The following is a 26,119-nucleotide window of genomic DNA, read 5'->3' as shown; positions in this document are numbered from 1 at the left end:
GTCTGATTGGCTCAAGGCGTTGTTTTATTTTCGTATTTGTTGTGTTACTAGATCGTCGGGCCAATAAATCAGCGGTCTTCTTTTAATCCCCAAAGCAACGCAGCAGACAATAGTCCAAAGATACAGGTTTGAATAATTGGCATTTGACTCATCTCCTTTTGATTTCCTTTAGTATAAAATGCTTTTTAAGAAGTGGCACGAACAAACCAGTGCGTTTCAACGAACGAAACTGTCATTTCTTGGTGACAAATGCGTGATGAATTGAAATAAAACGTTTTCAATTTGATGCTTTTTTGTTATTATATCTTTAAGAAAGAAAACGGTTGAGGTGAGGATATGGAGAATATTACGATTGGTGAAAAATATGTCTGCCAACCTGTCGGGGCGAGCAAGCCTGTGATTGGTGTGGTTGAAAAACTATACGTAAATACGGCGTTGATCGTCGTTTCAAGTTATGAAGAAGAAGATCAAGCACAAGTAGAAGCTTGTAATCGTCGGATGATCGTCAGTTTCAATAAAATTTGTACGCAAACGAACGTTGCCTAACCAACTAGCAAAAAATGCTGCTCAACGGAACACCGTGAGCAGCATTTTTCTTCGTGTGAGATCAGCCAACGCCGATCACAAAATTCAATAGTTTGTCTGAATAAGTCATATCTTCTTCCGTCACACTCAACTCTTCATTTAAGATCCCCATCTGGTCAGTAATGATCCCGTCCACCCCGTAAAAACGCATCCGGCTGATAGTATCCGCATCATTGGGGGTCCAAACGAACACTTCCTTGCCATCGGTTCGGGCAGAAGCGATGAAGTTGCGGTTGATCGTACTGTATTCCATCGTCAGAAAATCAGCACTGGTCAGTGGTGGCCCCACGACATTGAAAGGCATGATGTATCCTGAAATCAATTGAGGCGCCTGCGCCTTTAATTCCTCAACAACTGTATAGGAGAGACTTTGCATAATATGACCATTTGCAAGGAGGTCCTCTTGATATCTTGCTAAAAAGGCATTTACAAGTTCCGCGGTATCTTTTCGCTGCGTTTTGATCTCCACCAGCAGTTTTTGGTCCAATTGGTTGGCAAGTGCCAAGTACTCATCAAAGGTTGGAATACGCGCTGTCTGGTTGTTTTCCGAAACTGTCAGTGATTCGGCGTAACTCAAAGGCAATTGCTCTGGTTTGCCATGACCACCTGTCAACGGACGGTAAGAAAAATCATGATAGACAATAAAATGACCATCACTGGTTTGCTGGACGTCCATTTCAACATAATCTGGTTGGTACTTCTCGCTAGTAAAGCGTAGTGCTTCAAGAGAATTTTGGACTCCTTGTCCGTCGCTGACCCCTCGATGGGAGATCGTTACCGGATGGATCGAAGCAGCTGAAGTCAGATAGTTCATATTATATAGACTAACACCGACACCGAAAAGCACCGTTACCAAGGTAAACAACGAACTTTTTAGACCTAAGAAATGACGCTGGTTCAATGGTTCTTGGTGGAACCATGAAGGAATCTCTGGTAAAAAGCCTTCATCATCCATGAAATCAACGATGATGTAAAAAATGGCTACCGTCGATAAAATGACATTCAGTAACAAGATAAATTGCAAGAAAGTCATAATAAAAACAGCACTATACAACGCATAGTCCGGTGTAACAACTTCAATCACCGCCTGAATGGTAATCAGCAAAGTGAAGCCCAGTGTCGAAATCAACAAGATGCTACCACCGATAAAGACAAATTGTCCAACGATGGCAAAAAAACGGCGTTTTGTTACTTGGAGGCTTTCTTTGATCGCTTTTCGAAAGGGCAGATCACGTAATATCATTTCTGGCAAGGCAAAGATCACGCGAATCCCCAAGTAAATCAACAAAACATAAACCAACAGCACTGCCCCGATGATCAAGACACGGTTGGCAAAAATGAAATCCATGATAAATGCGGGAATTTTGATTTTTGCGAGTAAATCAGAATTAAAACTCAACCCACCGATCGGTAAAATCAGTAAGAAGTAAAACAGGAAAAATAAAAAGGTCATCGGCCGTAATTTACGCAACTGCAAAACAGTCATCCTTAACAATTGCCGCAAGCTGATGGGCTGTTTCTTTTTAATAAAATAGACACTTAGCAGCAAAAAAGTAAACTCAAAAAAGACAGCTAATAAAATCAAAAGTAAAATCAGTGTTAATGAGAGCAGCACGACTGGGTGGTCGGTAAAGATACTGCCGATATTATCAAAAGAAAGGTAAGGCAAGCCCCCACGTTTTAAGACGAACTTGGTGGAAGCCGATAAGATTGGGATCACTAAGAACAACAAAGCACCGTGCATCAGTAACACATCACGGAAGTAGGCGTTGCTGTCTTTCAAAAAATCCCAAGTGTTGACTAAGCTGTTTTTTAAATAATTCATGGTCGTCATCCTAACAAAAGTAAGTATTTTAGTTCCAATTTATTCTAGAAAGGCGGAAAAAAAGAGTCGAACAGTTTCAGAAGCACATTCGCCACAGGTATAGATCCCTGTATGAAAAGCAGCTCCTTCATGTTCGGCTCAATGAATTGATCGTTTTTCTTACCTATTTTTCTTATCCGCCTAACAAACCAGTTAAGAATGTTCCACCATAAATCAAAGCCATGCTGTACAAGAAAATTGAAGCAGGTTTTGCCAACAAAATAATCAACGTAAATTTCTTCACTGTCATGTTGGTCAAGCCAGCCATTAGACAAAGGGCATCATCTGGGGCGACTGGTAGAAAGATTGCAAGGGCGAAAAGTTTTTCAAATCGGCTTTGGTTATCTAACCAGCCAATATATTTATCGTAAGTTTTGTCACTGATCATACTTAAAATGAATGGTTTACCGTATCGTCGGCCTAGCAGGAAAATAATGACAGAACCAATACTGATTCCTACATAGTTATAAACGAATCCTAGATAAGGACCGAAAATCAAGACACCTGCAGCGCTGGAGACACCACCGGGAATGATCGGGATCACTACTTGCAAGATCTGCAAAAGGATAAAGACGATTGGTCCTAAGATAACGGAATTTCCAACTAGACCTCGCAGTGCATTAATGTCTTTGAAAACACCTAGATTGATAAAATAGATCGTTAATGCGATAGATAAACCTAAGCCAATAATAGAAATCGTATTAATGATACGACGAGAAGTTGCTATGCTCACAGGACTTCATCTCCTTTATGTTTCATAATCCCACTATACGGGGTGAGACCAGAAAAATCCAGTAAAACAAATGACAAACGTCAAACAGTTTTGTAAGGTATGCCTTTATTATAAAAGAAGTCCGAAAAGAAAACATTGTACTAAAGTCTGAAATAAGAAAAATTTATAGTTTCTGCGCACCAATAGTTTTAGGAGATTTTTTTATCTGAGGGATGTTTTTTCGTTCGCTTCATTTGCCAACGATTAACGATCTTTTCAACCACACTCGTCATCATGAAGCCTCCAGCGATCGCCCCAGCCGTGATGACAACGATCATCAGATTTTCAAAGCCGACAAAGTTGTCGCCCAAAGCGAATTCTCGAACGGCTTTGTAGGCAGGACCACCTGGTACGAGAGGAACGAGGCTAGGAATGTTAAAAATGATCATGGGCATTTTTTTTCTGCGGGAAAAAAAGATGCTGACGCAACCGACGGCAAATGCGGCTAAGAAGTTGGCGCTTCCTAGACCGTAGCCAATCGTTTTCAATGACCAATAGATCATCCAGCCAACCGTTCCAGCGATGCCTGTTGCAACTAAGGCTCTTTTAGGAATATTGGTCAAGATACCAAAGGTCACGGTGCTTAAAAAGCTAAAGGAAAGGTGAATAAAAATCGTCATGAGATCCCTCCAAATAAGGTGAAGACCGTGGCGATGCCAACACCGATCGCGGCAGCTGTGAAAATAGCTTCAGTTCCCCGAGCAGTCCCACTGATGAGATGGCCTGCCAAAATATCCCGAAAGGAATTGGTGATCGCTACACCAGGAACTAAGGGCATGACGGCACCGATAATCAAATTATCGACGTTTTGTGCGACATGAAGAGAGACCGCTAGAAGAGACAAAGTACCGATCAGTAAAGAGGCGCAAAACATATCCAAAAAGCGGATATCGATGACTTTTTTGACCCAATAGGCGCATAAAAATCCCAGACAGCCAATGACAAACGTTGCTAGAAAATCAAACCAAGCACCGCCGAAAATAATCATTAAAGTACTGCTGACCACGCCCGCACTAAACACCTGCAGCCAATAAGGAAAACTTGGTGTCGTTGGATTGACCTTTTTTAATGCCTCGTGCAGTTCCACTAACGAGATTTTTTTTTCAGCATAGGCACGGGACAATCCGTTGACGGCAACAATTTTTTCGAGATTGATGACTCGATCATGAACATTTTCTACTTGTGCATAGTGGCTACTGCGTAAGCCCATAAAAAGTCCAGTTGCTGTTACATAACTAATGCTGCCTTGCTCCCCAGCATTTGCTGCAATTCGATTCATTGTATCTTCCACTCGATAGACTTCCGAGCCGTTTTCCATCATGATTTTTCCTGCCAACAAACAGGTCTCCAATAATAGCTCTTTTGATTCAGCCATTTCCAAACTCCTTTTTCAATCGAATTTGCGCACTACATTCTTAGTGTACAATTTCAGCGAGTTTTCAACAAGGAAGAAAAGTAGATTTGAAAAATAACTAGCAGCCAATGCGTAGGATTTTTTGTGATACATGAAAGGAGAAGCACTTCTCTTAATTAGTAAACATTCGTTTTTAATGAACAAAGTGAATAGAAATAAGATAACGGATGGAGTGTTTTATTTTAAAAAAATGAATATCTCGGTTACAATTAAATAAATATAAAAAGGGGGATTTATTGATGCGAAGGAAGGTCTATACAAGAGAACACATTTTGAAGGCCGCTTATGAACTGATCAATAGAGAAGGTTTTGGCAATTTTACGGCCCGGAATATCGCGAAGCACATGGGAATTTCTACTCAACCGATTTATCTTGAGTTCGAAAATATGCAGGACTTAAAAAATACCTTGGTGGAGGCTGTTTTCAAAGATTTATCGGAAAATGTTTTTCCAGTTGTTCGAACAGGAGACAAACTTGTTGATTTAGGCCTGAATTATATACGCTTCGCTCAAGAGCAGCACAATCTCTACATCGCCCTTTTTATCGACGACTATGGCGGTGGGAAATTGATGCATGATTTTTCATCGACCTATTTCAAATCCTTGATCAAATCAGAAGAAAAATATGCGGATCTTTCAGAAGATGCGGTAAATGCACTACATAATGGCGCCTGGATCGTTGTGACTGGTTTGGCTTCCTTAATGTCGGCGGGTATCATCACACCCACCGATGACCAGATCATCAAAATCATCAACGAGACCATTGAAGGCGTAATCGAAAAGAAAGATAGCTACATCTTCGATTAAAGAACAAAAAATCTGCATCCCATTACTTATTGGGTGCAGATTTTTCTTGACATTTTTAATAAAACTAGCGAAAATAACTGTTATGGAGAGTTGGCAGAGTGGTAATGCAGCGGACTCGAAATCCGCCGACCCGGTTCATCCCGGCGCGCAGGTTCAAATCCTGTACTCTCCTTATGAAGAAACCAGAAGAACCCCTGATTATATAAGGAATGCTTATATATCAAGGGTTCTTGTGTTTTTTAATATATAAGAAAGTGGAAGAAAACTAGAGAAAATAAGATTATTTTGCACCGATTTTGCACGAGATTAAGGATTCATGCAAATAGCTCACCCATTGTCGTGCTAACAATTTGAGATTCTTTTTGTTCCATTTCATCAAGAATATGCTGATAAATACCTAATGTCGTTTCAATTTTTTTATGGCCCAAACGTCTGGAAACGTATTTTAGATTAACACCTTGATAGATAAGTATTGATGCATGTGTATGTCGAAGGCCATGAAAGTTTATAGGTTGATCTATTCCAATTTTCTTTTGATGTTTCTTCAACGTTTTGTTTACTGCAGAGTTTGATATTAACTCCATATCGTCATTTAAAAAAACTAGATTTTTCTCATTCTTTAGTATTCTGCCAAAGTAATATTCACGTTGATGTTTCTTTAATTGTTTCAGAAGATCAAGAGTGAAGTCGTCAACAGTAATAAGGCGCATTGATTGGTAATTCTTAGTATTTGAAAAGTCTTGTTTGTATACATAGTCCCATGTCTTCTCAACCCTAACAGTTTTATCTTCAAAATCTATACAGTTCCAAGTCAATCCAAGTATTTCCGCATATCGCATTCCTGTAGCAATACCTAAAAGAATCATATATCTGGATACGTATGTTGGTTTGATACCATCAATCAAAGAATTTGTGAGTTTTTTGGTTTCATTGTAGCTTAGGAATTTATCTCTATCTGATTTATCTGAAACACCACCACGAGATGAAACCTTATAAGTAGGGTCCTTGAAAATAATTCCTTCTTGCAGTGCATCTTGTATCGCTGCTTTCATATAGATGTGAATTTTTGAAACAGTGGAGGTTCGTCGCGTTTTAGCGAATTCATTCAACTTCTGTTGGTATATTTTCCTATTCAAATCTTTAAGTTTTATTCCTTTGAAATTTGCTTCCGCAAATTTTATAGACTTTTCTATATCGGCATCATTTGCTTTAGAAAACTTTCCTTTTCTATAAACTTCATACCATTCTCGAAAATAAACAGAAAACTCCTGGTCAGAATCAGAAATTCTAAATCCTTCAGTTAGTTTCTTTTCAATAGCAGCAGCAGCTAGATGCGCTTCTTTTTTTGTTGCAAATTTTCCTTTTGTTTTTGTTTTATATTTACCATCAGTATCTTTATAAGAGACACGATACTGCCATCCGTTTTCTTTCTTTTGAATACTAGCCATATTGATTCAACTCCTTAGTTTTGCTACAATAGGCATGACTAAATAAGCCTTACGTTTATTTGTGTCCAGCACGTCCTCGACCGCCAAGAAGAGGGACGTGTTTTTCTTATTAATCTAAATTATTAACAGCGTAATCAGCTTCTTCTTGTGTAAACTGACCTCCGTGTTCAGAAACTAATTGATCTCTAATACCTTCAGGAGACATTGACATGCTTTCTTGATAACTTTTCGCTTGTTCCAATGCATTAGCATTCCAATCAGCTTTAATGTTATCAATAGCGTATTGTGCCTCTTCAGCAGTAAACTGACCGCCATTTTCAGAAATTAGTTGATCATAAATTCCTTGTTTAGACATATGCATTGAATCAGAATAAGATTCAGCTTGTTCCAATGCGTTAGCATTCCAATCAGCTTGGATATTATCAATTGCATATTGGGCAGCATCAGGTTGAAATTGACCACCATACTCGGACACTAGCTGATCATAAATTCCTTGTTTGGACATGTGCATTGTATCTGAATATGATTTCGCTTGATTCAGTGCAGATTTAAATTCGCTAGAAACATTATCTTCTGGCTTAGACTCTTTTTCAACAACAGTAGATGAACTTTCTTCTTTAATTGATGAATCCGTCGACTTATCTGCGACAGAAGAGCTGTTTGAAGGTTTTTCGGCAGCAGAATCATTATTACCACCAGATAAACCGTTACCCACTATTGCTATAAAGATAATAGCTAATACCCAAAACCAAACCCTTTTGTAAAATGGTTTCTTAACCTTGTACATTTTACCATCTTCGCCTCTAACTCTTTTTGCCATTTTTCTTTCCTCATTTCTTTGATATAATATATTTGTACAGTCTCAGAAATGAGTAGATCTTTTGGGAGCGGGAACTTCCAAAAGATTTTTTGTTTATCCAAAAATTTTAATAGGTTCCACGAATATAAACTCATTGTCGAATGTAAATTTATAGTTGCGATGAAAATGGTATTTACCGTATTTATTGAAGTAGTGAATGAGGGTATCTTCAAAAAAATCGGGAGTTACGTTCAAGTGTTCGCTGCATTCATAAATGTTGTTACATCCATTCAAAGCACAGTCTAAGAGATCATCAAGTGTGATCAGAATTTCAATACCATATCTTCTAGCTTTCCATTCTTCTTTCCAAGCCTCGGGATCTTTATAATTAAGAATATTTCCAATAGTTCTTTTATGGTGACCGAATTCTTCAGCCAAAACAACCTTCTTTTTTCTACTTGATTTATTTTTATCTAAATAGATCCGATTGTTTCTATAAAGACCTATATATCCAGTGTCCTGTTCTAAAGGTAATTCTATAACTGGAATTTCGGTCGTAACCTTTTTTAAAAGGTTTTCATAATCATCCATTTGCAACCCTACTTACCATCAAATTTTTTATCAGCTTCATCAAGGTATCGATTAAGTTCAATAAATTCTTTTTGACTAATCCTTTTGTTAGGATCGTCGGAGTGGGCAGCAATAGTGAAGTTTTCTTTATTCTGTTCGTGCATTTTGTATCTAGCAAAGTCGAGTACATCATCTTTTTTACTAGTATCTAGATTTTGGAAAATATCTATTAATTCAATTTGTTTAGGATCTAAATTATTCAAAAAAGTAGATTCATGGCTTTCTCTGGTCATTGGTGAGTCCATTCCCATAAGCCATGCTTCATTTACTTCTAAAACATTTGCCATAAGGAAGATGTTATCTTGTTTCGCTTCGTATTTTCCATTTATATAGTCGCTAATAGAGTTACGACCAATTCCAGTACGTCTAGCCAATTCAGCTTGAGATATATTTTTATTTTTTAAAGCTATTTTTAGCCGATCAGAAAAGTTGTTCATTATTCTGTACACCCCTTTACAATGATTATACTGTTAAGAATTCTGAATAGCAAGTAAAAGATACAGAAAACTGAACAAAATCTGTTGACATTCTTTTTTTTATAAACTATGATGGTTTTGTACAGAAAACCGAACAGTTTGGAGGGGAAAAGAGTGAAAAAAATAGACATTGTCTACGATTATGAATTGCTGAAGGATAAAATATCAGAAAAAGGACTTACCCAAGAAACGTTAGCGCCTAAACTCAATATGAGTAGAACATCGTTGAATCTAAAAATGAATAGCAAGTCAAATTTCACGCAAACCGAGATTAAAGTTATGGCTGAATTGCTAAATATTCCTTCAAAAGAACTGGGGAATTATTTTTTTAAAGGTTTTGTACGGAAAAATGTACAAAACATTGGGGAGGTGATTTAATGTCTCAAACTATTGAAATCAATACACCGATTCAAATCTTAATACCTTCACATTTAAAAGTTGTTGAAATTGAAGAATATGAATCATTAAAGAAAAAAGATTTGATGGGTCAAACATGGACAATGGATGATCTCAAGGAACGATTGCAAACTACTGACGAAGATTGGATAAAGGAAAAAATCCTTTATCCAAACAGAGAAATACTAGATGTCAGGAACGGCGGTTTTGTTCGTTACTCAAAAGGCAAAGGGAATCCTTGGAAATTCAATGCTTTAGAAATGGCGAAGTATTTGCAAGAAAACTGGGCAAATATCATGTCAGATTGAAAGGAGGGATTTTGTGAATAAAAAATGGTTAGCAACACTCCACAACGATCCTTTGTACAAAGCACGCCAATTACAAGGGATTGCTTATGCCAGCTTATTGTTAAACGGTATTTTGTTAGCTATTTGTTTCCTATTAATGATTGGAGGGTAACTAGATGTTTAAAGAAAGAGAAATTATTTTCACTACTAATCGAATGTATGTTAAGCCATACACTCAAAAAATTAAGTCGATTATCTGGAATAAGTTTGAATCGACATGTGAAGTAGAGGATCGTTCATTTGATAGCGATGAAACACCAACGATTGCTTTATATTTTGTTGTTTCAGATGATCAGTTTCAAAAGTTACAAATGGCCATCCCAAGTTTGTTACCGGATCTGGTTAAAAAGGGTGGAATCCAGTATGAGTGAAAGACGCAGGTGATGTAGATGTTATCTAAGGCGATCGAATATTTGGAAAAGATGCCTGCAATTGTGATGCAGGTGCGTATGAGAAAACGTGGCGAGAATTATGTATACAGTATTGAAGCGAAGACTGAACGAGGTAGAGTAGAAACATTTCAGTTGCGCGGAAGGACTCTGTATCACCATATTTTTCATCTGGGAAAACCAACCGAAGAAAAGGTTCTTTTCCAGTTTTCAGAACAATAAAAAAAGCCGCCAAAATTGGCGACTTCTGAGAATGGTATAACTTATTCCCTGACAAGATAAGTATACCATCCTCAGACTATTTTTGCAAAAAACGCTGCTATTTCGGCGTTTTATCGTCCTTGTATTAGATACTAACTTAACGGACGTAGAAAATTCTGGGGTGTTTGTCATGAAGAAATCATTTGTTAGAGAACGCAGAGTGGAAGCAGGACCTTATAAAGAAATCCGACTTTACAGTAGGACGATCGAGCAGGAACGAAAATGCAGAGAACCCAGAGGTAGGAGAAAAAAAGTAACTGGCTTATCTCAAGCAAGATGGAATCAAGCCCAAAGTAAACGAAAGGCCGCATTGTTCCTATATGCAAATTTTGGAGAGAAAGATTACTATGCCACTTTCACTTATTCCGATCAATTTCTACCTGAAAAGCCTGCTGATGCAAAGCGTGATCAAGAAAACACTTTGAAAAAACTTAAAAGACTCTATGAGAAAGAAGGGTTCGAACTCAAGTACATGTGGTTTACCTCTTATCAATACGATGAGGAAGTAGGCTATATCACTCGAATCCATCACCATATCGTTTTAAACAATGGACCATCAAGGGATGCAATTGAGAATGTTTGGTCTAAAGGTCGAGGAAAGAAGAAGCAGCCTCTTGGTCGAAGGCAAGTGCAAAACATTCAATACGATTCAGATGGGATGCAAGGCTTGGTCAATTATTTAACTGGTCAAGAGAAATGGGAAAATCGCCAGTGGAAGAAAGGTCAAAAGCGATGGTCTAAGAGTCGAAACCTCAAAGAGCCACACGAAACAACCAACGATGATTATTGGTCATTTAGAAAACTAAATAAATTAGGTATGTCCAACGATGATGGAGCAGAGGAAATTCTTAAGAGGTTTCCTCAATACCGAATTTTAGGAGATATATTGAAAATTTACGATGAGGATCGTGGATGGTATTTCAAAATCGAACTGTTCAGAAATGATGATGGATAGAGAAAGAGGTAGAAATGGAAAGTAAACAAACGTATTTGGTCGCCTGCTTTGATAAATCAGATTGTATCGACATGATGCAGGAAGTATTTTTGATGTTAAACATTGATGATCAAAACAAAGGGAAATTTTCTCCATGTATTAAAACATTGGAAATCAAATCAGAAGAAAAGGAAATCCGGTTTCTTCAAAATCAGCAAATTTGCGATGCTGCATCTAACAAGTTAAATGATCATTCAGCATACACAGGAATAGTTAAGAGTGATCGGTATTCACAATTCGTTTGTTTTGAAGATAAAGCACATTATGAGCGCATTTACCGAAGAACATTAGATACATTTGGGCAAAACGATAAAGAAGGATTTATTACTGAACTAATGAAGAAAGTTGGTAGAAACGATGTCTTCAAGAAAATACCAAAATAGAGTCAACAATGATTTGGGCGATATCTTTGAAAAAATGATTGATCAAGGATGTTGGTATTACAGAACAAAAGAAATTGCTTTAATTGAAAAAACACCTGAACCGTTTCGTGTGAAGCAGATACTCGGCGATGGCAGAATGATCGTTTATCCGATTGGTAAAGCTCAACCAGATTACAAAGGAACTCTATGGGATGGACGTGCCATTGTTTTTGAAGCAAAGATGACCACAACGGATCGATTAAAAAAATCAGTGATCACACTAAATCAGGCGGCCTTGTTGGATCTCCATCAAAAATTAGGAGCGATGGCAGGTGTTTGTTGCATGATCAAAAAGACCGTTGGGTTTATCCCATGGAGTGATTGGCAGAACATGAAAGCAAAATATGGAAGACAGTACATTCTTGAAGAAGAGTTGGAAGAATATCAGGTTGCTACGCCGGGCTACATCGATTTTCTGAATAAAACGAATTGGTGATCCTATGGATGAAAGAATAACCAGTTTCAAAGTAGCGCGTGTCGAATTCACCATGTTTTGCAAGATACGAGGATGGACGGTTGAGTATTTTTCTAATAACCCCAAGAATTACCGTCAATACTATGCAAGATGTTATGTTCCAGAAAAGGCAGATACCTATCATTTTATTATTACGCTTTCAGGGAAATACTATCGCCTTCTTGGAAATAAGCAGTGGGAGCCTTATGAATATGTGTTTAAGCCAGCAGATGCAGGAGGTGATCAAGATGAACCAGAATCAGCGAGCGATGAAGCAGAAAGAACGTGAAAAAAAGAAGCGTCATCGAGAACGTGCTTTAAAACTACAACGATTGCTTTATCTTTCTAACCTTGATGATCGAGAGATTGATCCAGTAATCGAGGAAGAGCGAGAAGCATTGCGTGTTGAACTCTGGAGAGGGGAGCAATCCCATTTGCGAATTGTAGAAGTGCTGTACAAAGGCGAAGTGATTTTCACAGGTACTCGGAAAGACGTATGTCGGAAGTGTAAAAAAGCAAATCGAACGATGAGCGATTTATTACGTTATGGTCATGAAGATAAACAAGGACGAACATATCGCTATAAAGATTGGAGTGATGCCATTGCAAGAAAAGCTGATTAATAAGATTTTACTTGAAATTGAACAAGAATTCGATGGCTTACAGTTGAAGAGATTGAAAAATATTCTAACGGTTGAATGCTCTAAGTAATCAATTATCGAGCAACGAAATGAAATGATTATCTATGATGAAACATCTGATGTTGCCGCTTATAAGCAATTTTTCGTCTCGAAAAAAATTCAAGGTCTTTCAAATGGAACCTTAAACCTTTACATGCAGACAATCAATCTTTTTATGAGGACTGTGCGAAAACCATATAAAGAAGTGGACACAAATGACATAAGGTTGTTTATTGCAAATAGGGAGATGATCGACAAAGTCAGCAAAGGCACCCTTGCTAGAGAACGGGGTTGTATTGTCCGTTTCTTCAAATGGTTATATACAGAAGAGTATATTACTAGGGATCCAGGTGCGAGGGTAGAAAACATCAAGGTGCCTAAGCGTAGGAAACAGGAGTTTAGCGAATTTGAAGTCGAAAAAATCCGATCAGCGGCGATGAACCCAAGGGAAGTATTGATAATTGAGTTGCTATTAAGTACGGGCTGTCGAGTATCAGAATTGGTTTCACTAAGTTTCAAAGATTATAACAAGGAAAATGATTCCATCACTGTTATCGGGAAAGGTAATAAGCAAAGGGTTCTTTATCTCAATGCCAAAGCTAAAATGGCACTGGAAAACTATTTGCTAAAAGTACCACATGAGGTTGGCCCTATTTTCTATGGTAAATACAAAGGACGTCAGATGACTGTTGCAGGAGTACAAAAATTGGTTAAGCGATTAGGTGAGCGTGCAGGTGTAACAAACGTCCATCCACATAGATTTAGACGAACTGCAGCTACTATGGCCAGAAGGCATGGAATGCCGATCGAACTGGTTATGAACTTTTTAGGACATGAATCAATTGACACAACGTTGAAATATTCAATGATCGGCGATGAAGAACTCAAGTTGTCGCATCAGAAATTTGTGAGTTAGTAAGCGGAGGAAATACACAACTAGGAGGATACCATGTTCAATAATTTTTTTAACAGACGCAGATCGCAAAAGTTCGTATCAAAGATAGTTATGAGATCAAATGTAATTCAATTTGACGAAATGGGTTACCCACTAAGGCTAGTAATGATTGACCAAGAAGATGGAACCGTTGATCACGTTTGGAGAGATTCGATAGAAAGAGAAAATGATGTTGTATTGAAATGGGAAAAAGTGTAATTCCCTTAGCGACAGAAATAACCAACTGAGAAAGGATAGTTTGATAATGACTGATAAAAAGACAAATCAAATAGTAATTGATGTTGAAATTGGGGAATATTGTGTAGAAGAAGTAGGTTTTAAGATACCAGAGGAGCTGGATGAAGAAAATGTCAAGTATATCTTTGGTAGCGTGCTTGCAAGTATGAATGATGATTAAGTCAGCTATTCACCAAAATAGTCAACTAGCGAAATGAAATAAGAATCAGTTGTGATTTTCAGATTTCTTTAGTTTCATTGCTCGTATTAGATGGACGCAAAAGCTGGCAAAAAATAAAAGCCCTGCAATTTTTGGAATGGCACCAATTGAAGTTAAAAATAAAAAAGCTGCTATAAGGTTTACAAAAGCGGCTAACAGATAAAGGTAGAAACTAGTTTTTCTGTTCAATGTACTCACTCCTTTTGAACAGAATATCATATTTTATTTTTAATGTAAAAAAATAATTAAAAAGAAAGTCTTGAATAAATATTTTCACTATCTACGGAAATAAAAAAAACTACCCTAAAAGAGTAGTAACTATGTCACAGATTATCATTATTAGAATCGGCAATCCCATGTTTAACTGCTAACCTGATGATTCCATAAAGCATAAATCCTATAAAAATATACCAAATAAAAGCTAAAAAAGTTCCCAAAGCAATACCTCCTTTTAGGTATTGTAACATATTTATATTTTACCAAGTCAGTTATCCGACGAAATAAAAAACTGATTGATAATGGCATCAATCAGTAAGGGATATAAACGATCGAGGATAATATTACTTATCATCGTTTTCTTTAAAGTAGTCATCAATATACTCTTTAATTTTTTCAAAATCTTTAGTCAGAAAAAATTTAGAAGGAACTTTTATGATAGGAAGGTTATTTTCATTATCAAAAGGAGCGAATGGCTCAGGAAGAACCAAGTAGTCAACATTATCTTTGTCCCGGAGATAATTTACTGAAACATCGTAAAATTGAGAGAAATAATCTTTAAGGCTTGTATCTTTTTTAGAAAGAAGTCCTGGAGATAATGGCGTATACGACAACACATTATTGAGCACTAAGACAAAACAAATTTTTTTCATAGATAAACCACCTTTCAATTAGATTATATACCAGTTAATTGAATTAGTGTAAATGAATTGAAAATATTTGTATTTGATTATTTGATAATTAAAAATCTTTAAATTATAAAAAAGCAAATAAATCCGCAATCGTCAGCGATAGCAAACAGGAGGGATAAGCATGAAAATCGGATACGACGTTTTTATAAATGGAGAACATGATGGTACGGCACTGAAGATGACTTTAGCAGGCAACAATATTTATTTTGAGGGCTATAACCCAGATAAGCCGCTCGAGACTGAAGTTTGTCACTTAGATACTGAAGAAAAGTATTGCATAGTTGTTGGAAGAAAATTAACAAAAGGGATTTTTTGGCAAGTAGTTTGGTATAGCGAAGAATACGAGATCGCACATATGTCTGAATTAAAAAATGCGGGTAAACTTCATCCTGAATCGAGATTAGCCCAGTATTTTTCGATGAATAAATGCTACGAAATTATAGTTGATCACAATTTAAATCTTGTTGGAGACTATATTGTTATAAAGCAAGCCGGAACAGAAAATGAATTGGTGCAAGCAAATGATTCGTAAACAATCCATCATCATAATACTGTTAACGATTGCTGGCTTGAGTTGGTTATCCTATACAATAGTGGACCAGCAACGGCAGATTGAGCAGTTACAAGAACAGCTGCAGCATGAGCAAATGAAGTACAAGATTATTATTAATGATCCGTTAGTTAGGGATGCGGTGGAAGCGGGAGGATGAAATAAATGTTAAAAGAAACAGCACGAATTGCTCTGCATGGTATGAATTCGAACGATGAAGAAGTCATGAAGGCTTGCTTGGAAAAAATATGGATCATGTGCATTGAGAATGTTTCAGAATCAGAAGCCAGTAAAAAAATGAATGACAATCAGAAAGATAAAATCAAAGCAGATGATGATCAGGGAGCATATTTAATTAAGAAATACGGCACATACAAAGGACATTCAAAATTCAAATTGGCATTAGATTTCTTTCAAATGAGTAATGACCGCTTTTTTGAAATATATAAGTTTAACTTTGTCCCTCGAGGTGAATTGTATGAGGTAGCCAGATCATATATAACCGGAAGACAATTGAGTAAGGGGTTAATAGCTGGAACAAGTATTTCTGCCAATATGCTGAGTCGTTCCGTAATGGAGATAGATATTTCGAGCAGTATTGCAAATCAGATTCGTAATTCTATGAATAAATCATTCCGGCTAGGGAGATAAATGATGGACTTTGCAGTGTTAGTAGCCGTGGCACTTTTTGCGGCAGTATTCGCAAGTGTGATATTCGGTAAAGAATTAGATGAAAAGGAGAAGCCAGCCATTGCCAAAGAAAAAAATCGAAAGTAAAAAAGAAGAAGCGCAAGTTGCTAGAAAAAGCCAAAGCAAATGGAACATTAAATAAAAAGGTCCTTGGCAAGACCTTAAAGAGTCTGATCATTGATGAAGAATATCAACATGGCTCACATTTTGATAAATAAAAAAAGCCACTACCTTTTGGGGAAGTGACCTGTGACAAGACTATTTTACCATAAAGGGGTGGCGATTGTGAGATTTCAATGGCTAAAAGATTATCAGGAATTAGAAAATCAAATTTTATATCTAAAATGGAATCTTAGCAAAAGCAGACTGGAATTAAGCCGATGGATATTTGGAGATTTATCTGATGTAAGACTTGAAAAAAACTCTAGATCATCGTCACTCGAAGAAAACATTGCTAAGATTGAGAAAGAGATAGAAATACTAGAAGAGCAAAGGAAAGAAATGCTTGCTATTATTAATTCGTTCAATGGTATAGATAATGAAATAGTTCGTAAGAAATACATTGAAGGTTGCTCATTAGATATAATCGCTGAAGAAATTGGATATAGCTCATCTTATGTGCGCCAAAGACACGCCGAGATAAAAAGAACACTAAATTTCTTAGATCAGTACGAGTCTGAAAAGCAGGATAAGCGAAACAAGGTTAATGATATAGATGCCTATAATAGAGTTGCCAATGAAACAAAGCAAATATCGCTCTTTTAAATGTTCGATAAATGTTCGATAGTTATAACTATTCAATTATTGATTAAAACGGTTTATATTAATAGCGTAGAAGAAACGAGAGATGGTTGTTGGACTACTCACAATAATTCATAAACCGAAAGGGGGAAAGCTCCTTATCGCTTATTCTTCTTTGACGGATATATAAAGACAGCACAATTTTTTGAAAGAGGTGGATCATCTCATTTCGAAATTCGCTAGTGTTGTCTTTTTGTGTATTACTTACTTGTTAATAAATGCTACAATTTATTAAAAGGAGTGATTGAATGGAATGGTGGAAGTTGTGGGTGCCATTTGGCGCAACAATTATGGGTATTATTGCTAATGTTTATGTAAACATTACTCAAAACAAAAAACAACAAGAGTTTCAAAAAGAGATGGCCAAGACACAGATTGATGCAGATATAAAAGCAAAAGCTAGAATTGAATGGATTAAAAGTGTAAGAGATTTAGCTTCTAAGTTAATATGTAATTCTAATGACTTAACTCGAATAGTTATTATTACCACGGACTACACTAAACAATACTTTGAAATAAAAAGCGAAGCGGTTTTTGAGTCGCAGATAAGGGAACCTATGCTGAAATTTGCAGAGGAAAAAGATGTTTTTTTGCCGGAGTATTCAGATAATGTTAGGGCATTTTTTAAAAGAGCAGATTCTAAAAAAAATGACCTTATCAGGTGCGCAAGTGAATTCTATTATACTGGTCAAGAAATATTGATGTATTTTAGTGAGTCGGAAGAGCATGAAAAAATCATTGAATTGATTAATGATTTAATATCTACGACCGACCAGCTTGAAGAATTGATAAGAAATAATTTAACTGAACATGAAAAAAACTTTATAATGATCGATGAGTGCGTAGTAAACTTGGAAAATAATATTAAATTGTTCTCCTGCGAAATGAAAGACTATTTAAAAAAGGAATGGGATAAAGCTAAGGAAGGAAAATAAGTTTCAAATTAAAGATTGTTTGTAGAGTCACTCATTGCGAGTGGCTTTTTGTTTTGCGAATTTTTAAGGAGGAATTACGAATGCAAAGCTTAATTATTTGGCTTCCAAATGGGGAAAAGATGAAGATTTAGTAGATTGGATTGCAATTCAATTTCCTAAGTTGTTAGCTACATTTAAATCTATAAACATCGAAACGTTTTAGTACCCTACCCCTAAGAAAGGACACCCCTCTATTATGGCACTAAGAGCGGATAGACAAGGTCCCCACCGGGTAGCCTTTGAGAAGAACAAGAAGATACTGATGAAGACCCAGAACACATGTGGGATTTGTGGTAAGCCTATTGATAAATCATTTAAGGCACCACATCCTTTGAGTCCAGTAGTTGATCACATAGTACCAATCAATAAAGGTGGTCATCCATCAAGCGTTGACAACTTGCAGCTGGCTCACTGGACGTGCAACCGACAGAAGTCTGACAAGCTTTACACAACCAAGGATGAAGCACCGAAAGTTGTAGGTAACAGGAACCTTCCACAAAGCACTGATTGGGCTTCTTATGGTGGTTAAATAATTTGTATATAAATCATTCGAAAATGTTTTTAAAACCTGATACGCGCAAAGAGAGAGGGGGGATAGGCACCCCTCCGCCTTGGCGGCCGAGCTTCACGCCGTCACTGTACATTTTTTCTCGCGCGACTTTTTGAAAGGAGTGAAATAATGGAAATTTATGGCATTGATTACCTAAGAAATAAGCTAGCTACACATAAAATTCGTGTTGATTTAAGGTATAGACAATACGATATGAAGAAAAATGAATCGAGCTTTGGCATCACAATTCCAGCTGAAATAAGAAAAAGATATCGATCAGTTTTAGGATGGTGTGCCAAAGGGGTGGATTCTTTGGCTGATCGTTTAGTTTTTCGTGAATTTGAACATGATGACTTTGAGGTAAACGAAATTTTTGAAGCAAATAATCCGGATGTATTTTTTGATAGCTTGGTTTTGTCATCTTTGATTGCTTCTTGTTCTTTCGTTTATATTTCAAGGGGTGAAGGAGAAATACCTAGATTACAAATAATTGAAGCAAGCAATGCAACGGGGATTATTGATCCAATTACAGGACTTCTAACGGAAGGGTATGCAGTTCTCGAAAGAGATAAAGATGGAAATCCATCTATTGAAGCATATTTTCTGCCTGGTATAACTCATTACTATTATGCTGATGAAAATATACCGGATGAACCTATCGAACATAGTTTTGATTATCCATTATTAGTGCCGGTAATTCATCGGCCAGATGCAGTTCGGCCATTTGGTCGTTCTCGTATTACACGATCAGGTATGTATTACCAGTCATACGCAAAACGTACACTAGAACGTGCAGATATCACCGCAGAATTTTACTCATTTCCGCAAAAATATGTTTTAGGAACAGATCAAGATTCAGAACCATTGGATACTTGGAAGGCAACCATTTCAGCGATGCTCGAATTTACAGTTGGAGAAGGTGGTAATGCTCCAACAGTGGGACAGTTCACGACTTCTAGTATGACTCCATTTACAGAACAATTAAAAACTGCAGCTGCTGGATTCGCTGGTGAAACAGGACTTACATTGGATGACTTGGGATTTGTTTCCGATAATCCCTCATCGGTTGAAGCTATTCGGGCAAGTCATGAAAATTTAAGGCTAGCTGGACGTAAAGCACAACGATCGTTAGGATCTGGAATATTGAACGTAGCATTTATTGCTGCTTGTTTACGTGATGACTACCCGTATTTTAGATATCAGTTTGCAAAAACAATTCCTAAGTGGGAACCATTATTTGAAGCTGATGCCAATTCATTAACATTAATTGGAGATGGTGCGATTAAATTGAATCAAGCGATTCCAGGATATATCAATAGTGAAACAATCAGAGATTTAACTGGAATAAAAGGTGGCGATAATAATGGATAACGACATTGTTCCCGCATTACTTGAAAAAATTAAAAATGAATTTAGTGAGCAGACAATCAATAGTCAGAAGTTGAAGTCTGCTTTTTCTTTGCTCAAAAATCGTAAGGCCACATACAAAAATGTAAATGAGTTTGCTATTGAAATTGGAGAAATATTAGCAAATGTATTAGGCAGCAATATCAACATTGACATTCTTCCTGACGGGAAAATGTATTTTAATATTGCTGATCGGTTGCTTAATGAAACGCTGAAAAATAATTACGATTTGATTTCAAATTTTTCTGTTGATGTTCAAGAGCAGTTAAACAAAGAAGCTGCAATTAAAATTAAAGGACAGAAACCTGACTTCAACCAAGACAGGGTGAATGGCCTTGTAAACAAGATATCAGCAGCAGAAGATTTCGATACTGTTAAGTGGGTATTAGGAGAACCGATCGTAAATTTTAGTCAAAGTGTTGTTGATGATGTTATTAAAGCAAATGTAGATTTTCATGCGAAATCTGGGTTAAGGCCAAGAGTCAACAGAACCTTAGTCGGACATGCTTGTGATTGGTGTAAAAGTTTAGCTGGCTCATTTGATTATTATGATTTACCAGATGATATTTATCGAAGGCATGAAAGGTGTAAATGTATAGTTGAATATAAACCGGGTGATGGTCGAAAACAAAATGTATGGTCAAAAGCTTGGACTGATCCACAAAAGGAACAGAAAATTCAAGCTAGAAAAAATATAAATTTGAGAAAGGATGCGTGATCCAATATCTCCCAGCGACAGGGTTATCATGCATGATCGAGATTGAAAGGGGATAGTTTATGGCTACTAAAGTAAAATTTGGTAATCAACATCCTACTCAATCGGTAATTCTTCCATATGATAGATCTGTATCTCATAGAGCGGTTGAAAGATACCAAAGAACTGGACGAAACTGTTACGATTGGCAAATTGATATGCTTGAACCTCTTTTGGCCATCGATGAAGATGATTTGTGGGTTCACCAAAAGTTTGGTTTCTCAATTCCACGGCGAAATGGTAAAACCGAAGTTATTTACATCGTTGAATTAGATGCGCTTGAAGAAGGATTAAGCATATTGCATACGGCTCACAGGATCAGTACGTCTCATGCTTCATATGAGCAGGTGAAAAAACTGCTTGAAGATTCGGGATATATTGAGGGCGAAGACTTCAATTCAATCAAAGCCAAAGGCCAAGAACGATTGGAGTTGTATGCGACTGGCGGCGTGATCCAGTTTAGAACAAGAACATCTAGCGGTGGTCTTGGTGAAGGATTTGATCTGCTTGTAATTGATGAAGCCCAAGAATATACCACTGAACAAGAATCAGCGTTGAAGTATACCGTAACCGATAGCAAAAACCCAATGACGATCATGTGTGGTACACCACCTACCCCGGTATCTAGCGGTACTGTTTTTACAAGTTATCGCGACAAAACGCTGTTTGGTAAATCGAAGTATTCTGGTTGGTCCGAATGGTCAGTTGAGGATATGAAAGATATCCATGATGTCGAGGCTTGGTACAATTCCAATCCTTCATTAGGTTATCATTTGATGGAAAGAAAGATTGAAGCGGAACTTGGCGATGACAAACTCGATCACAACGTGCAGCGTTTAGGGTACTGGCCTAAGTACAATCAAAAATCTGCTATTTCTGCTAGTGATTGGTCAAGATTGAAAGTAGTAGCTTTGCCTGTATTGAAAGGACCTCTGTATGTTGGTATCAAGTATGGGAATGATGGTCAGAACGTTGCAATGAGTATTGCGGTTAAAACTTTATCCGGAAAAATATTCGTTGAAACAATTGATTGTGTGTCTGTAAGAAATGGCAATCAATGGATCATTAATTTCTTGAGAAAAGCTAACGTAAATGCAGTGGTTATTGACGGTGCCGGCGGTCAAAATATCCTAACCAAAGAAATGGCAGATTTTAAACTCAAGGATCCAGTGCTTCCTAAAGTATCCGAAATCATTACCGCCAATTCGTTGTGGGAACAGGGAATATTCCAACAAACCATTTGCCACAAAGATCAACCGTCACTAAGTTCGGTAGTTACGAACAGTGAGAAGCGTAATATCGGAAGCAATGGTGGATTTGGTTATAAATCGCAATTTGATGATAGAGATATCTGTTTAATGGATAGTGCGCTATTAGCGCATTGGGCATGCAGTATCAAGAAGCCCAAGAAAAAACAACAAAAAAGGTATTAGACGACTATTTAACGGTAGTCGTTTTTTAATACGCAAAATTACCGAACTGCCGGGCAAGCAGGAGAAAGGAAGTTTGTATTATGACATTCAAAGCAATAGAAACACAAGAGGAACTGGACCGTATTATCCAGGAGAGATTGAATCGTGAAAAAGGAAAGTTCGCTGATTACGATGAAATCAAAACACGTAATGCTGAATTAGAAACAGAAGTAGATGCATTGAAATCAACTATCGAGGAAACAAGCACTGCCGCTAAGACTCATGAGCAAACAATAGCTGATCTAAATAAACAAATTGCTGAGAAAGAAACAGTGAATTTGCGCACTAGAATTGCATTACAAAACGGATTGCCTATTGATTTGGCGGATCGTTTGATTGGTTCAGATGAAGAAAGTATCAAGGCTGATGCAGAACGGTTAGCTGGTTTAGTAAGTAAGAAACAAACACCGCCACCTTTGAAAAATACTGAAAATAATTTAGGAGAAGGTAAAGATGGTGCATATAAAAAATTAATCCAAGGATTAACACAAGAAGGAGAATAATATTATGCCAACATTATCAAGAGGAAATTTATTTGATCCAGAACTAGTTACTGATTTAATCAACAAAGTAAAAGGAAAAAGCTCATTGGCTATTTTGTCTCAACAAGAAGCGATCCCGTTTGATGGTACGACGCAATTTGTTTTCTCAATGGATTCAGAAATTGACATTGTAGCAGAAAATGGCAAGAAATCACATGGTGGTATTTCTTTAGCGCCAATCAAGATGGTACCTATTAAAGTCGAATATGGCGCTCGTGTTTCAGATGAGTTCATGTATTCTTCTGATGAAAAGAAGATTGAAGTTATTAAGGGATTCAATGAAGGTTATGCTAAAAAACTAGCTCGTGGTGTTGACCTGATGGCTTTCCATGGTATCAACCCAAGAACAGGAGCAGCTTCAACAGTTATTGGTACAAATCATTTTGACAGCAAGGTAACTCAAACGGTGGAATTTAATGCTTCTGATCCAGATACCAATATTGAAGCAGCTGTATCTTTAATTCAAGGTTCAGAAGGAATTGTTACAGGGCTTGCTGCAGACCCTCAATTTTCAGCAGCTTTAGCAAATATGAGAACAGGTGGAGATACCAACATCCGCTTATTCCCTGAACTTGCTTGGGGTGCTAATCCAGGATCAATTAATGGATTGAAAGCGGATATCAATAATACTGTTTCAGCCAGCTCAAACGATGTGGCAATTATTGGAGATTTTGCGAATTACTTCCAATGGGGATTTGCAAAAGAGATTCCTTTAGAAGTTATTGAGTATGGTGATCCGGATAATTCGGGAAATGATTTGAAAGGGTACAATCAAGTATATTTACGATCTGAAACATATTTGGGTTGGGGAATTATGGATCCTAGTAGTTTTGCTCGTGTGATTAAACCAGCAGGAGGCGGAGAATAATGAAATATAAAAACACAAAAACAGGGGTTACTTTTAGTAGCCCTTGTGTTGTTTCTGGCGGTGATTGGATCTTGCTGAAAGATGATCCCAAATTTGATGAAGAACCAAAAACATTGAATGAAGAAGAAATTGAAAATACTGCTGATGATGCTGAAATATCAGCTGCTGCTCCAGAACAACAAGCCGATGAAAAAGATGAACTAGTGGCTGGATTAGAAGGCATTACTAAAAAGCAAATCATGCAGGAATTAGATGCATTTGGCATCAAGTATAACCCTAGCTCTAAAAAGCAAGAATTGTACGATTTGATGATGCAAGGGAAGTGAGTTCATGGCAGCCTTTGCAACTATTGATGATTTATCAAACCTATGGCGTGCCCTTAAGCCAGAAGAAACTACACGTGCTACTGAATTACTTGATGTCGTTTCTGATTCTTTACGAATGGAAGCTGATAAGGTAGGTAAAGATTTGGACAATATGATTAGTATGAAACCAGATTACTTTTTGAATGTTGTTAAATCGGTAACTGTTGATGTTGTAGCTAGAACATTAATGACATCAACTGATCAGGAGCCTATGACCCAGTATGCAGAAGGGGCATTGGGTTATTCCGTTTCTGGATCTTACCTTGTCCCCGGAGGCGGTTTATTTATTAAGAATAGCGAATTAAGCCGCCTTGGCTTAAGACGGCAGCGGATGGGAGTGATCGAACCTTATGGCACTTATGAAAGGCATAACAATTCAATTGGTGGATTTGACCAAGACGGGAACTGATCCATTCGGGAATCCAATCTACGAAGAAACAGATATTGATGTTGAAAATGTCTTGGTCAGCCCTACTTCAACTGATGATATTGTCAATCAACTTACTTTAACGGGCAAAAAAGCTGTATATACGTTGGCAATCCCTAAAGGAGATACTAATGATTGGGAAGACAAGGAAGTAAAATTCTTTGGCAAACGCTGGCGTACCTTTGGTTTTCCTATCGAGGGTATCGAAGATTTAATCCCACTTGATTGGAATAAGAAAGTGATGGTGGAGCGCTATGGCTAATTTGAAATTTAAATTAAATCGTAGTGGTGTTGCTAGTTTGATGAAATCAGATGCAATGCAAGCTGTTCTTGAAGAAAAGGCAACTTCTGTGCGTAATCGTGCAGGAGAAGGATATAAACAAGATACGTTTGTTGGAAAGACCAGGGCGAATGCGATGGTTTATGCTGATACATATCAAGCGAAAAAGGACAACATGAAAAATAATACGTTGCTGAAGGCGGTGAGATAAATGATCGAAATTGTAATCAAGAATTTTCTGGATAGTCATTTGTCTGTGCCGTCTTTCTTAGAAAAGCAAGGAGAGATGCCAGAAAGCTACGTTCTTTTTGAAAAGACTGGTAGTGGAGAAAATAATCAAATTTCTTCTTCAACGTATGCATTTCAAAGCTATGCACCAACATTATATAAAGCAGCTGTGTTGAATACTGAACTGAAGGCAGTTTTAAAAGAATTAATCACACTTGATGAAATTAGCAGAATCAAGTTGAACAGTGATTATAACTATACGGATACAACTACGAAAGAATATCGATATCAAGCTGTTTTTGATATCACTCACTATTAGGAGGTAATAAAATGTCAGATGCAAAAAATGTATCAACAGCTAAACCCAAGGTAGGTGGAGCTATTTATTCGGCACCATTGGGAACAACAGTACCCACGAATGCTAAAGAAGAATTGAATGCTGCTTTCAAACCTTTGGGTTACATTTCAGAAGACGGTATGACTAACTCAAATACTCCATCAAATGAAAATATTAAAGCTTGGGGAGGGGATACTGTTGCTTCGGTACAAACCGAAAAAGAAGACACTTTTACGTATACGTTGATTGAAGCAACAAACGTTGAGGTGCTTAAAGAAGTGTATGGATCAACAAACGTATCCGGTACTTTAGCCACTGGAATTGAGATCAAAGCTAATTCGAAAGAACTAGAAGAACATGCGATTGTTGTTGATATGATTCTAAAAGGCGGCAATCTAAAAAGAATCGTTATTCCTAATGCGAAAGTATCTGAAATTGGAGAAATTAATTATACAGATGCGGATGCAGTAGGGTATGAAACGACTATTACGGCTGTTCCGTCAGATGAAGAAGGTAATACTCACTTCGAGTATATCCAAAGTCCTACTACATCAGGAGGCGAAACAGAATGATTGAAGGCAAAACAGATTCTGGATTTGTATACTCCATTGAAAAAAAGCGATTGGATAACTACGAACTTTTAGAAGTAATTACCGAAGTTGACGAAAATCCAACACTTATTCCCAAAGCCTTAAAACTTTTGCTTGGACAAGAGCAAGCCAGTGCATTAAAAGAGCATGTACGTGATGAAGATGGTATTGTTCCAGCTGAAAAGATGATAGAAGAATTGGGGAATATTTTTCAAAACCAAGCACAAACAAAAAACTCTTAATCCTCG

41 protein-coding genes, 1 tRNA gene and 1 pseudogene are annotated in these 26,119 nt (G+C 37.2%); 34 read left to right on the top strand and 9 right to left on the bottom strand.

Going from position 1 to position 26,119, the window contains the following annotated elements:
• Nucleotides 1-336 precede the first annotated feature (336 nt).
• Nucleotides 337-546, top strand: coding sequence for a hypothetical protein (locus tag QN079_RS11885; RefSeq protein ID WP_005229136.1), 210 nt, complete (start codon nt 337-339; stop codon nt 544-546).
• A 61-nt stretch (nt 547-607) separates the two neighbouring features.
• Here QN079_RS11885 and QN079_RS11880 read toward each other — a convergent pair whose 3' ends face one another.
• The 4 genes from QN079_RS11880 to QN079_RS11865 form a co-directional block, all read right to left on the bottom strand.
• Entirely contained in the window at nt 608-2,410 is a 1,803-nt protein-coding gene (locus tag QN079_RS11880) for a glycerophosphoryl diester phosphodiesterase membrane domain-containing protein (protein WP_167821556.1), read from the bottom strand.
• A gap of 172 nt (nt 2,411-2,582) precedes the next feature.
• Nucleotides 2,583-3,182 (bottom strand): TVP38/TMEM64 family protein, encoded by a 600-nt coding sequence (locus QN079_RS11875; RefSeq protein WP_005229140.1) that lies wholly within the window; start codon nt 3,180-3,182, stop codon nt 2,583-2,585.
• A 188-nt stretch (nt 3,183-3,370) separates the two neighbouring features.
• Nucleotides 3,371-3,841, bottom strand: coding sequence for a threonine/serine exporter family protein (locus tag QN079_RS11870; RefSeq protein WP_016608602.1), 471 nt, complete (start codon nt 3,839-3,841; stop codon nt 3,371-3,373).
• On the bottom strand, nt 3,838-4,596 hold the full coding sequence (locus QN079_RS11865; RefSeq protein WP_010749694.1) for a threonine/serine exporter family protein: 759 nt from the start codon (nt 4,594-4,596) through the stop codon (nt 3,838-3,840). The genes QN079_RS11870 and QN079_RS11865 overlap by 4 nt, the downstream gene beginning before the upstream one ends.
• Before the next feature lie 278 nt (nt 4,597-4,874).
• Between QN079_RS11865 and QN079_RS11860 the strand changes: the two genes are divergently transcribed.
• Nucleotides 4,875-5,441, top strand: a complete 567-nt coding sequence (locus tag QN079_RS11860) for a TetR/AcrR family transcriptional regulator (RefSeq protein ID WP_010749693.1) — start codon at nt 4,875-4,877, stop codon at nt 5,439-5,441.
• Between the two features lie 84 nt (nt 5,442-5,525).
• Nucleotides 5,526-5,613: transfer RNA gene (locus tag QN079_RS11855), tRNA-Ser, on the top strand.
• Between the two features lie 142 nt (nt 5,614-5,755).
• On the opposite strand, the gene QN079_RS11850 is transcribed toward QN079_RS11855, so the two are convergent.
• From QN079_RS11850 to QN079_RS11835, 4 genes are all read right to left on the bottom strand, one after another.
• The gene (locus QN079_RS11850; RefSeq protein WP_154694574.1) at nt 5,756-6,889 is read right to left on the bottom strand and encodes a tyrosine-type recombinase/integrase; all 1,134 of its coding nucleotides are present in this window, start codon (nt 6,887-6,889) and stop codon (nt 5,756-5,758) included.
• A gap of 109 nt (nt 6,890-6,998) precedes the next feature.
• Nucleotides 6,999-7,709 carry an Ltp family lipoprotein gene (locus tag QN079_RS11845; RefSeq protein ID WP_154694573.1) on the bottom strand — a complete coding sequence of 237 codons (711 nt, stop codon included), beginning with the start codon at nt 7,707-7,709 and terminating at the stop codon, nt 6,999-7,001.
• Between the two features lie 93 nt (nt 7,710-7,802).
• Nucleotides 7,803-8,279, bottom strand: coding sequence for an ImmA/IrrE family metallo-endopeptidase (locus tag QN079_RS11840; protein ID WP_154694572.1), 477 nt, complete (start codon nt 8,277-8,279; stop codon nt 7,803-7,805).
• Between the two features lie 8 nt (nt 8,280-8,287).
• Nucleotides 8,288-8,755, bottom strand: coding sequence for a helix-turn-helix domain-containing protein (locus QN079_RS11835; RefSeq protein ID WP_289229813.1), 468 nt, complete (start codon nt 8,753-8,755; stop codon nt 8,288-8,290).
• 153 nt (nt 8,756-8,908) lie between these two features.
• Here QN079_RS11835 and QN079_RS11830 point away from each other — a divergent pair, with 153 nt between their 5' ends.
• The 12 genes and pseudogenes from QN079_RS11830 (at nt 8,909) to QN079_RS11775 (ending at nt 14,089) form a co-directional block, all read left to right on the top strand.
• Nucleotides 8,909-9,172 carry a DUF739 family protein gene (locus QN079_RS11830; protein WP_194186166.1) on the top strand — a complete coding sequence of 88 codons (264 nt, stop codon included), beginning with the start codon at nt 8,909-8,911 and terminating at the stop codon, nt 9,170-9,172.
• Nucleotides 9,172-9,498 (top strand): DUF771 domain-containing protein, encoded by a 327-nt coding sequence (locus tag QN079_RS11825; protein ID WP_041120560.1) that lies wholly within the window; start codon nt 9,172-9,174, stop codon nt 9,496-9,498. The genes QN079_RS11830 and QN079_RS11825 overlap by 1 nt, the downstream gene beginning before the upstream one ends.
• A 13-nt stretch (nt 9,499-9,511) precedes the next feature.
• Nucleotides 9,512-9,649 carry a hypothetical protein gene (locus QN079_RS11820; RefSeq protein ID WP_175445297.1) on the top strand — a complete coding sequence of 46 codons (138 nt, stop codon included), beginning with the start codon at nt 9,512-9,514 and terminating at the stop codon, nt 9,647-9,649.
• Nucleotides 9,650-9,653: 4 nt separating this feature from the next.
• Nucleotides 9,654-9,908, top strand: coding sequence for a hypothetical protein (locus tag QN079_RS11815; protein WP_074536830.1), 255 nt, complete (start codon nt 9,654-9,656; stop codon nt 9,906-9,908).
• Between the two features lie 18 nt (nt 9,909-9,926).
• Nucleotides 9,927-10,148: a hypothetical protein gene (locus QN079_RS11810; RefSeq protein WP_041120552.1), complete on the top strand. Its 222-nt coding sequence runs from the start codon at nt 9,927-9,929 to the stop codon at nt 10,146-10,148.
• A gap of 169 nt (nt 10,149-10,317) precedes the next feature.
• Entirely contained in the window at nt 10,318-11,142 is an 825-nt protein-coding gene (locus tag QN079_RS11805; RefSeq protein ID WP_231435076.1) for a rolling circle replication-associated protein, read from the top strand.
• 14 nt (nt 11,143-11,156) lie between these two features.
• Entirely contained in the window at nt 11,157-11,564 is a 408-nt protein-coding gene (locus QN079_RS11800; RefSeq protein WP_144316753.1) for a hypothetical protein, read from the top strand.
• On the top strand, nt 11,539-12,039 hold the full coding sequence (locus QN079_RS11795; protein WP_289229812.1) for a Holliday junction resolvase RecU: 501 nt from the start codon (nt 11,539-11,541) through the stop codon (nt 12,037-12,039). The genes QN079_RS11800 and QN079_RS11795 overlap by 26 nt, the downstream gene beginning before the upstream one ends.
• Nucleotides 12,040-12,043: 4 nt before the next feature.
• Nucleotides 12,044-12,346 carry a hypothetical protein gene (locus QN079_RS11790; RefSeq protein ID WP_289229811.1) on the top strand — a complete coding sequence of 101 codons (303 nt, stop codon included), beginning with the start codon at nt 12,044-12,046 and terminating at the stop codon, nt 12,344-12,346.
• Nucleotides 12,306-12,680, top strand: a complete 375-nt coding sequence (locus QN079_RS11785; RefSeq protein ID WP_289229810.1) for a hypothetical protein — start codon at nt 12,306-12,308, stop codon at nt 12,678-12,680. Before QN079_RS11790 ends, QN079_RS11785 begins: the two co-directional genes overlap by 41 nt.
• A pseudogene (locus QN079_RS11780) lies at nt 12,655-13,653 on the top strand (tyrosine-type recombinase/integrase). Before QN079_RS11785 ends, QN079_RS11780 begins: the two are co-directional and overlap by 26 nt.
• A gap of 283 nt (nt 13,654-13,936) precedes the next feature.
• Nucleotides 13,937-14,089 (top strand): hypothetical protein, encoded by a 153-nt coding sequence (locus QN079_RS11775; protein ID WP_289229809.1) that lies wholly within the window; start codon nt 13,937-13,939, stop codon nt 14,087-14,089.
• A 599-nt stretch (nt 14,090-14,688) separates the two neighbouring features.
• Here QN079_RS11775 and QN079_RS11770 read toward each other — a convergent pair.
• On the bottom strand, nt 14,689-14,997 hold the full coding sequence (locus QN079_RS11770) for a hypothetical protein (protein WP_142434969.1): 309 nt from the start codon (nt 14,995-14,997) through the stop codon (nt 14,689-14,691).
• 160 nt (nt 14,998-15,157) lie between these two features.
• On the opposite strand from QN079_RS11770, the gene QN079_RS11765 reads away from it, so the two are divergent.
• The 19 genes from QN079_RS11765 (at nt 15,158) to QN079_RS11675 (ending at nt 26,113) form a co-directional block, all read left to right on the top strand.
• The gene (locus QN079_RS11765; protein ID WP_289229808.1) at nt 15,158-15,568 is read left to right on the top strand and encodes a hypothetical protein; all 411 of its coding nucleotides are present in this window, start codon (nt 15,158-15,160) and stop codon (nt 15,566-15,568) included.
• A complete protein-coding gene (locus QN079_RS11760; RefSeq protein WP_289229807.1) occupies nt 15,558-15,746 on the top strand; it encodes a hypothetical protein in 189 nt (62 codons plus the stop codon). The genes QN079_RS11765 and QN079_RS11760 overlap by 11 nt, the downstream gene beginning before the upstream one ends.
• A 5-nt stretch (nt 15,747-15,751) precedes the next feature.
• Nucleotides 15,752-16,237 carry a hypothetical protein gene (locus QN079_RS11755; protein ID WP_289229806.1) on the top strand — a complete coding sequence of 162 codons (486 nt, stop codon included), beginning with the start codon at nt 15,752-15,754 and terminating at the stop codon, nt 16,235-16,237.
• 3 nt (nt 16,238-16,240) lie between these two features.
• On the top strand, nt 16,241-16,363 hold the full coding sequence (locus QN079_RS11750) for a hypothetical protein (RefSeq protein ID WP_289229805.1): 123 nt from the start codon (nt 16,241-16,243) through the stop codon (nt 16,361-16,363).
• A 198-nt stretch (nt 16,364-16,561) separates the two neighbouring features.
• Nucleotides 16,562-17,041 carry a hypothetical protein gene (locus QN079_RS11745; protein ID WP_289230738.1) on the top strand — a complete coding sequence of 160 codons (480 nt, stop codon included), beginning with the start codon at nt 16,562-16,564 and terminating at the stop codon, nt 17,039-17,041.
• A 284-nt stretch (nt 17,042-17,325) separates the two neighbouring features.
• Nucleotides 17,326-18,012: a hypothetical protein gene (locus QN079_RS11740; protein WP_289229804.1), complete on the top strand. Its 687-nt coding sequence runs from the start codon at nt 17,326-17,328 to the stop codon at nt 18,010-18,012.
• A gap of 235 nt (nt 18,013-18,247) precedes the next feature.
• Nucleotides 18,248-18,580, top strand: coding sequence for an HNH endonuclease (locus tag QN079_RS11735; protein ID WP_289229803.1), 333 nt, complete (start codon nt 18,248-18,250; stop codon nt 18,578-18,580).
• Between the two features lie 150 nt (nt 18,581-18,730).
• Complete coding sequence (locus tag QN079_RS11730; RefSeq protein ID WP_289229802.1) at nt 18,731-19,972, top strand: hypothetical protein; 1,242 nt, start codon at nt 18,731-18,733, stop codon at nt 19,970-19,972.
• Nucleotides 19,965-20,726, top strand: a complete 762-nt coding sequence (locus tag QN079_RS11725) for a hypothetical protein (RefSeq protein WP_213359846.1) — start codon at nt 19,965-19,967, stop codon at nt 20,724-20,726. Before QN079_RS11730 ends, QN079_RS11725 begins: the two co-directional genes overlap by 8 nt.
• A gap of 59 nt (nt 20,727-20,785) precedes the next feature.
• Nucleotides 20,786-22,195, top strand: coding sequence for a DEAD/DEAH box helicase family protein (locus QN079_RS11720; protein ID WP_289229801.1), 1,410 nt, complete (start codon nt 20,786-20,788; stop codon nt 22,193-22,195).
• Nucleotides 22,196-22,275: 80 nt separating this feature from the next.
• Complete coding sequence (locus QN079_RS11715; RefSeq protein ID WP_213359850.1) at nt 22,276-22,737, top strand: capsid assembly scaffolding protein Gp46 family protein; 462 nt, start codon at nt 22,276-22,278, stop codon at nt 22,735-22,737.
• Between the two features lie 4 nt (nt 22,738-22,741).
• Nucleotides 22,742-23,644: a phage major capsid family protein gene (locus QN079_RS11710; protein ID WP_142964708.1), complete on the top strand. Its 903-nt coding sequence runs from the start codon at nt 22,742-22,744 to the stop codon at nt 23,642-23,644.
• Nucleotides 23,644-23,970 carry a hypothetical protein gene (locus tag QN079_RS11705; protein WP_213359852.1) on the top strand — a complete coding sequence of 109 codons (327 nt, stop codon included), beginning with the start codon at nt 23,644-23,646 and terminating at the stop codon, nt 23,968-23,970. The genes QN079_RS11710 and QN079_RS11705 overlap by 1 nt, the downstream gene beginning before the upstream one ends.
• A gap of 4 nt (nt 23,971-23,974) precedes the next feature.
• A complete protein-coding gene (locus tag QN079_RS11700) occupies nt 23,975-24,418 on the top strand; it encodes a phage Gp19/Gp15/Gp42 family protein (protein WP_213359854.1) in 444 nt (147 codons plus the stop codon).
• On the top strand, nt 24,360-24,698 hold the full coding sequence (locus tag QN079_RS11695) for a hypothetical protein (protein WP_289229800.1): 339 nt from the start codon (nt 24,360-24,362) through the stop codon (nt 24,696-24,698). Before QN079_RS11700 ends, QN079_RS11695 begins: the two co-directional genes overlap by 59 nt.
• Nucleotides 24,691-24,927: a hypothetical protein gene (locus QN079_RS11690; RefSeq protein ID WP_289229799.1), complete on the top strand. Its 237-nt coding sequence runs from the start codon at nt 24,691-24,693 to the stop codon at nt 24,925-24,927. Before QN079_RS11695 ends, QN079_RS11690 begins: the two co-directional genes overlap by 8 nt.
• Complete coding sequence (locus tag QN079_RS11685; protein WP_289229798.1) at nt 24,928-25,263, top strand: hypothetical protein; 336 nt, start codon at nt 24,928-24,930, stop codon at nt 25,261-25,263. It begins immediately after the preceding gene.
• Between the two features lie 11 nt (nt 25,264-25,274).
• Complete coding sequence (locus QN079_RS11680; RefSeq protein ID WP_289229797.1) at nt 25,275-25,853, top strand: phage tail tube protein; 579 nt, start codon at nt 25,275-25,277, stop codon at nt 25,851-25,853.
• Nucleotides 25,850-26,113, top strand: coding sequence for a hypothetical protein (locus QN079_RS11675; protein WP_213359869.1), 264 nt, complete (start codon nt 25,850-25,852; stop codon nt 26,111-26,113). The genes QN079_RS11680 and QN079_RS11675 overlap by 4 nt, the downstream gene beginning before the upstream one ends.
• The last annotated feature ends 6 nt before the right edge of the window (nt 26,114-26,119 follow it).

The sequence above is a fragment of the Enterococcus sp. FZMF genome (assembly GCF_030263915.1).
GTDB classification, from domain to species: domain Bacteria; phylum Bacillota; class Bacilli; order Lactobacillales; family Enterococcaceae; genus Enterococcus_D; species Enterococcus_D casseliflavus.
Note: the sequence above shows the minus strand (reverse complement) of the source record. Positions and strands in the feature narration are given on the sequence as shown.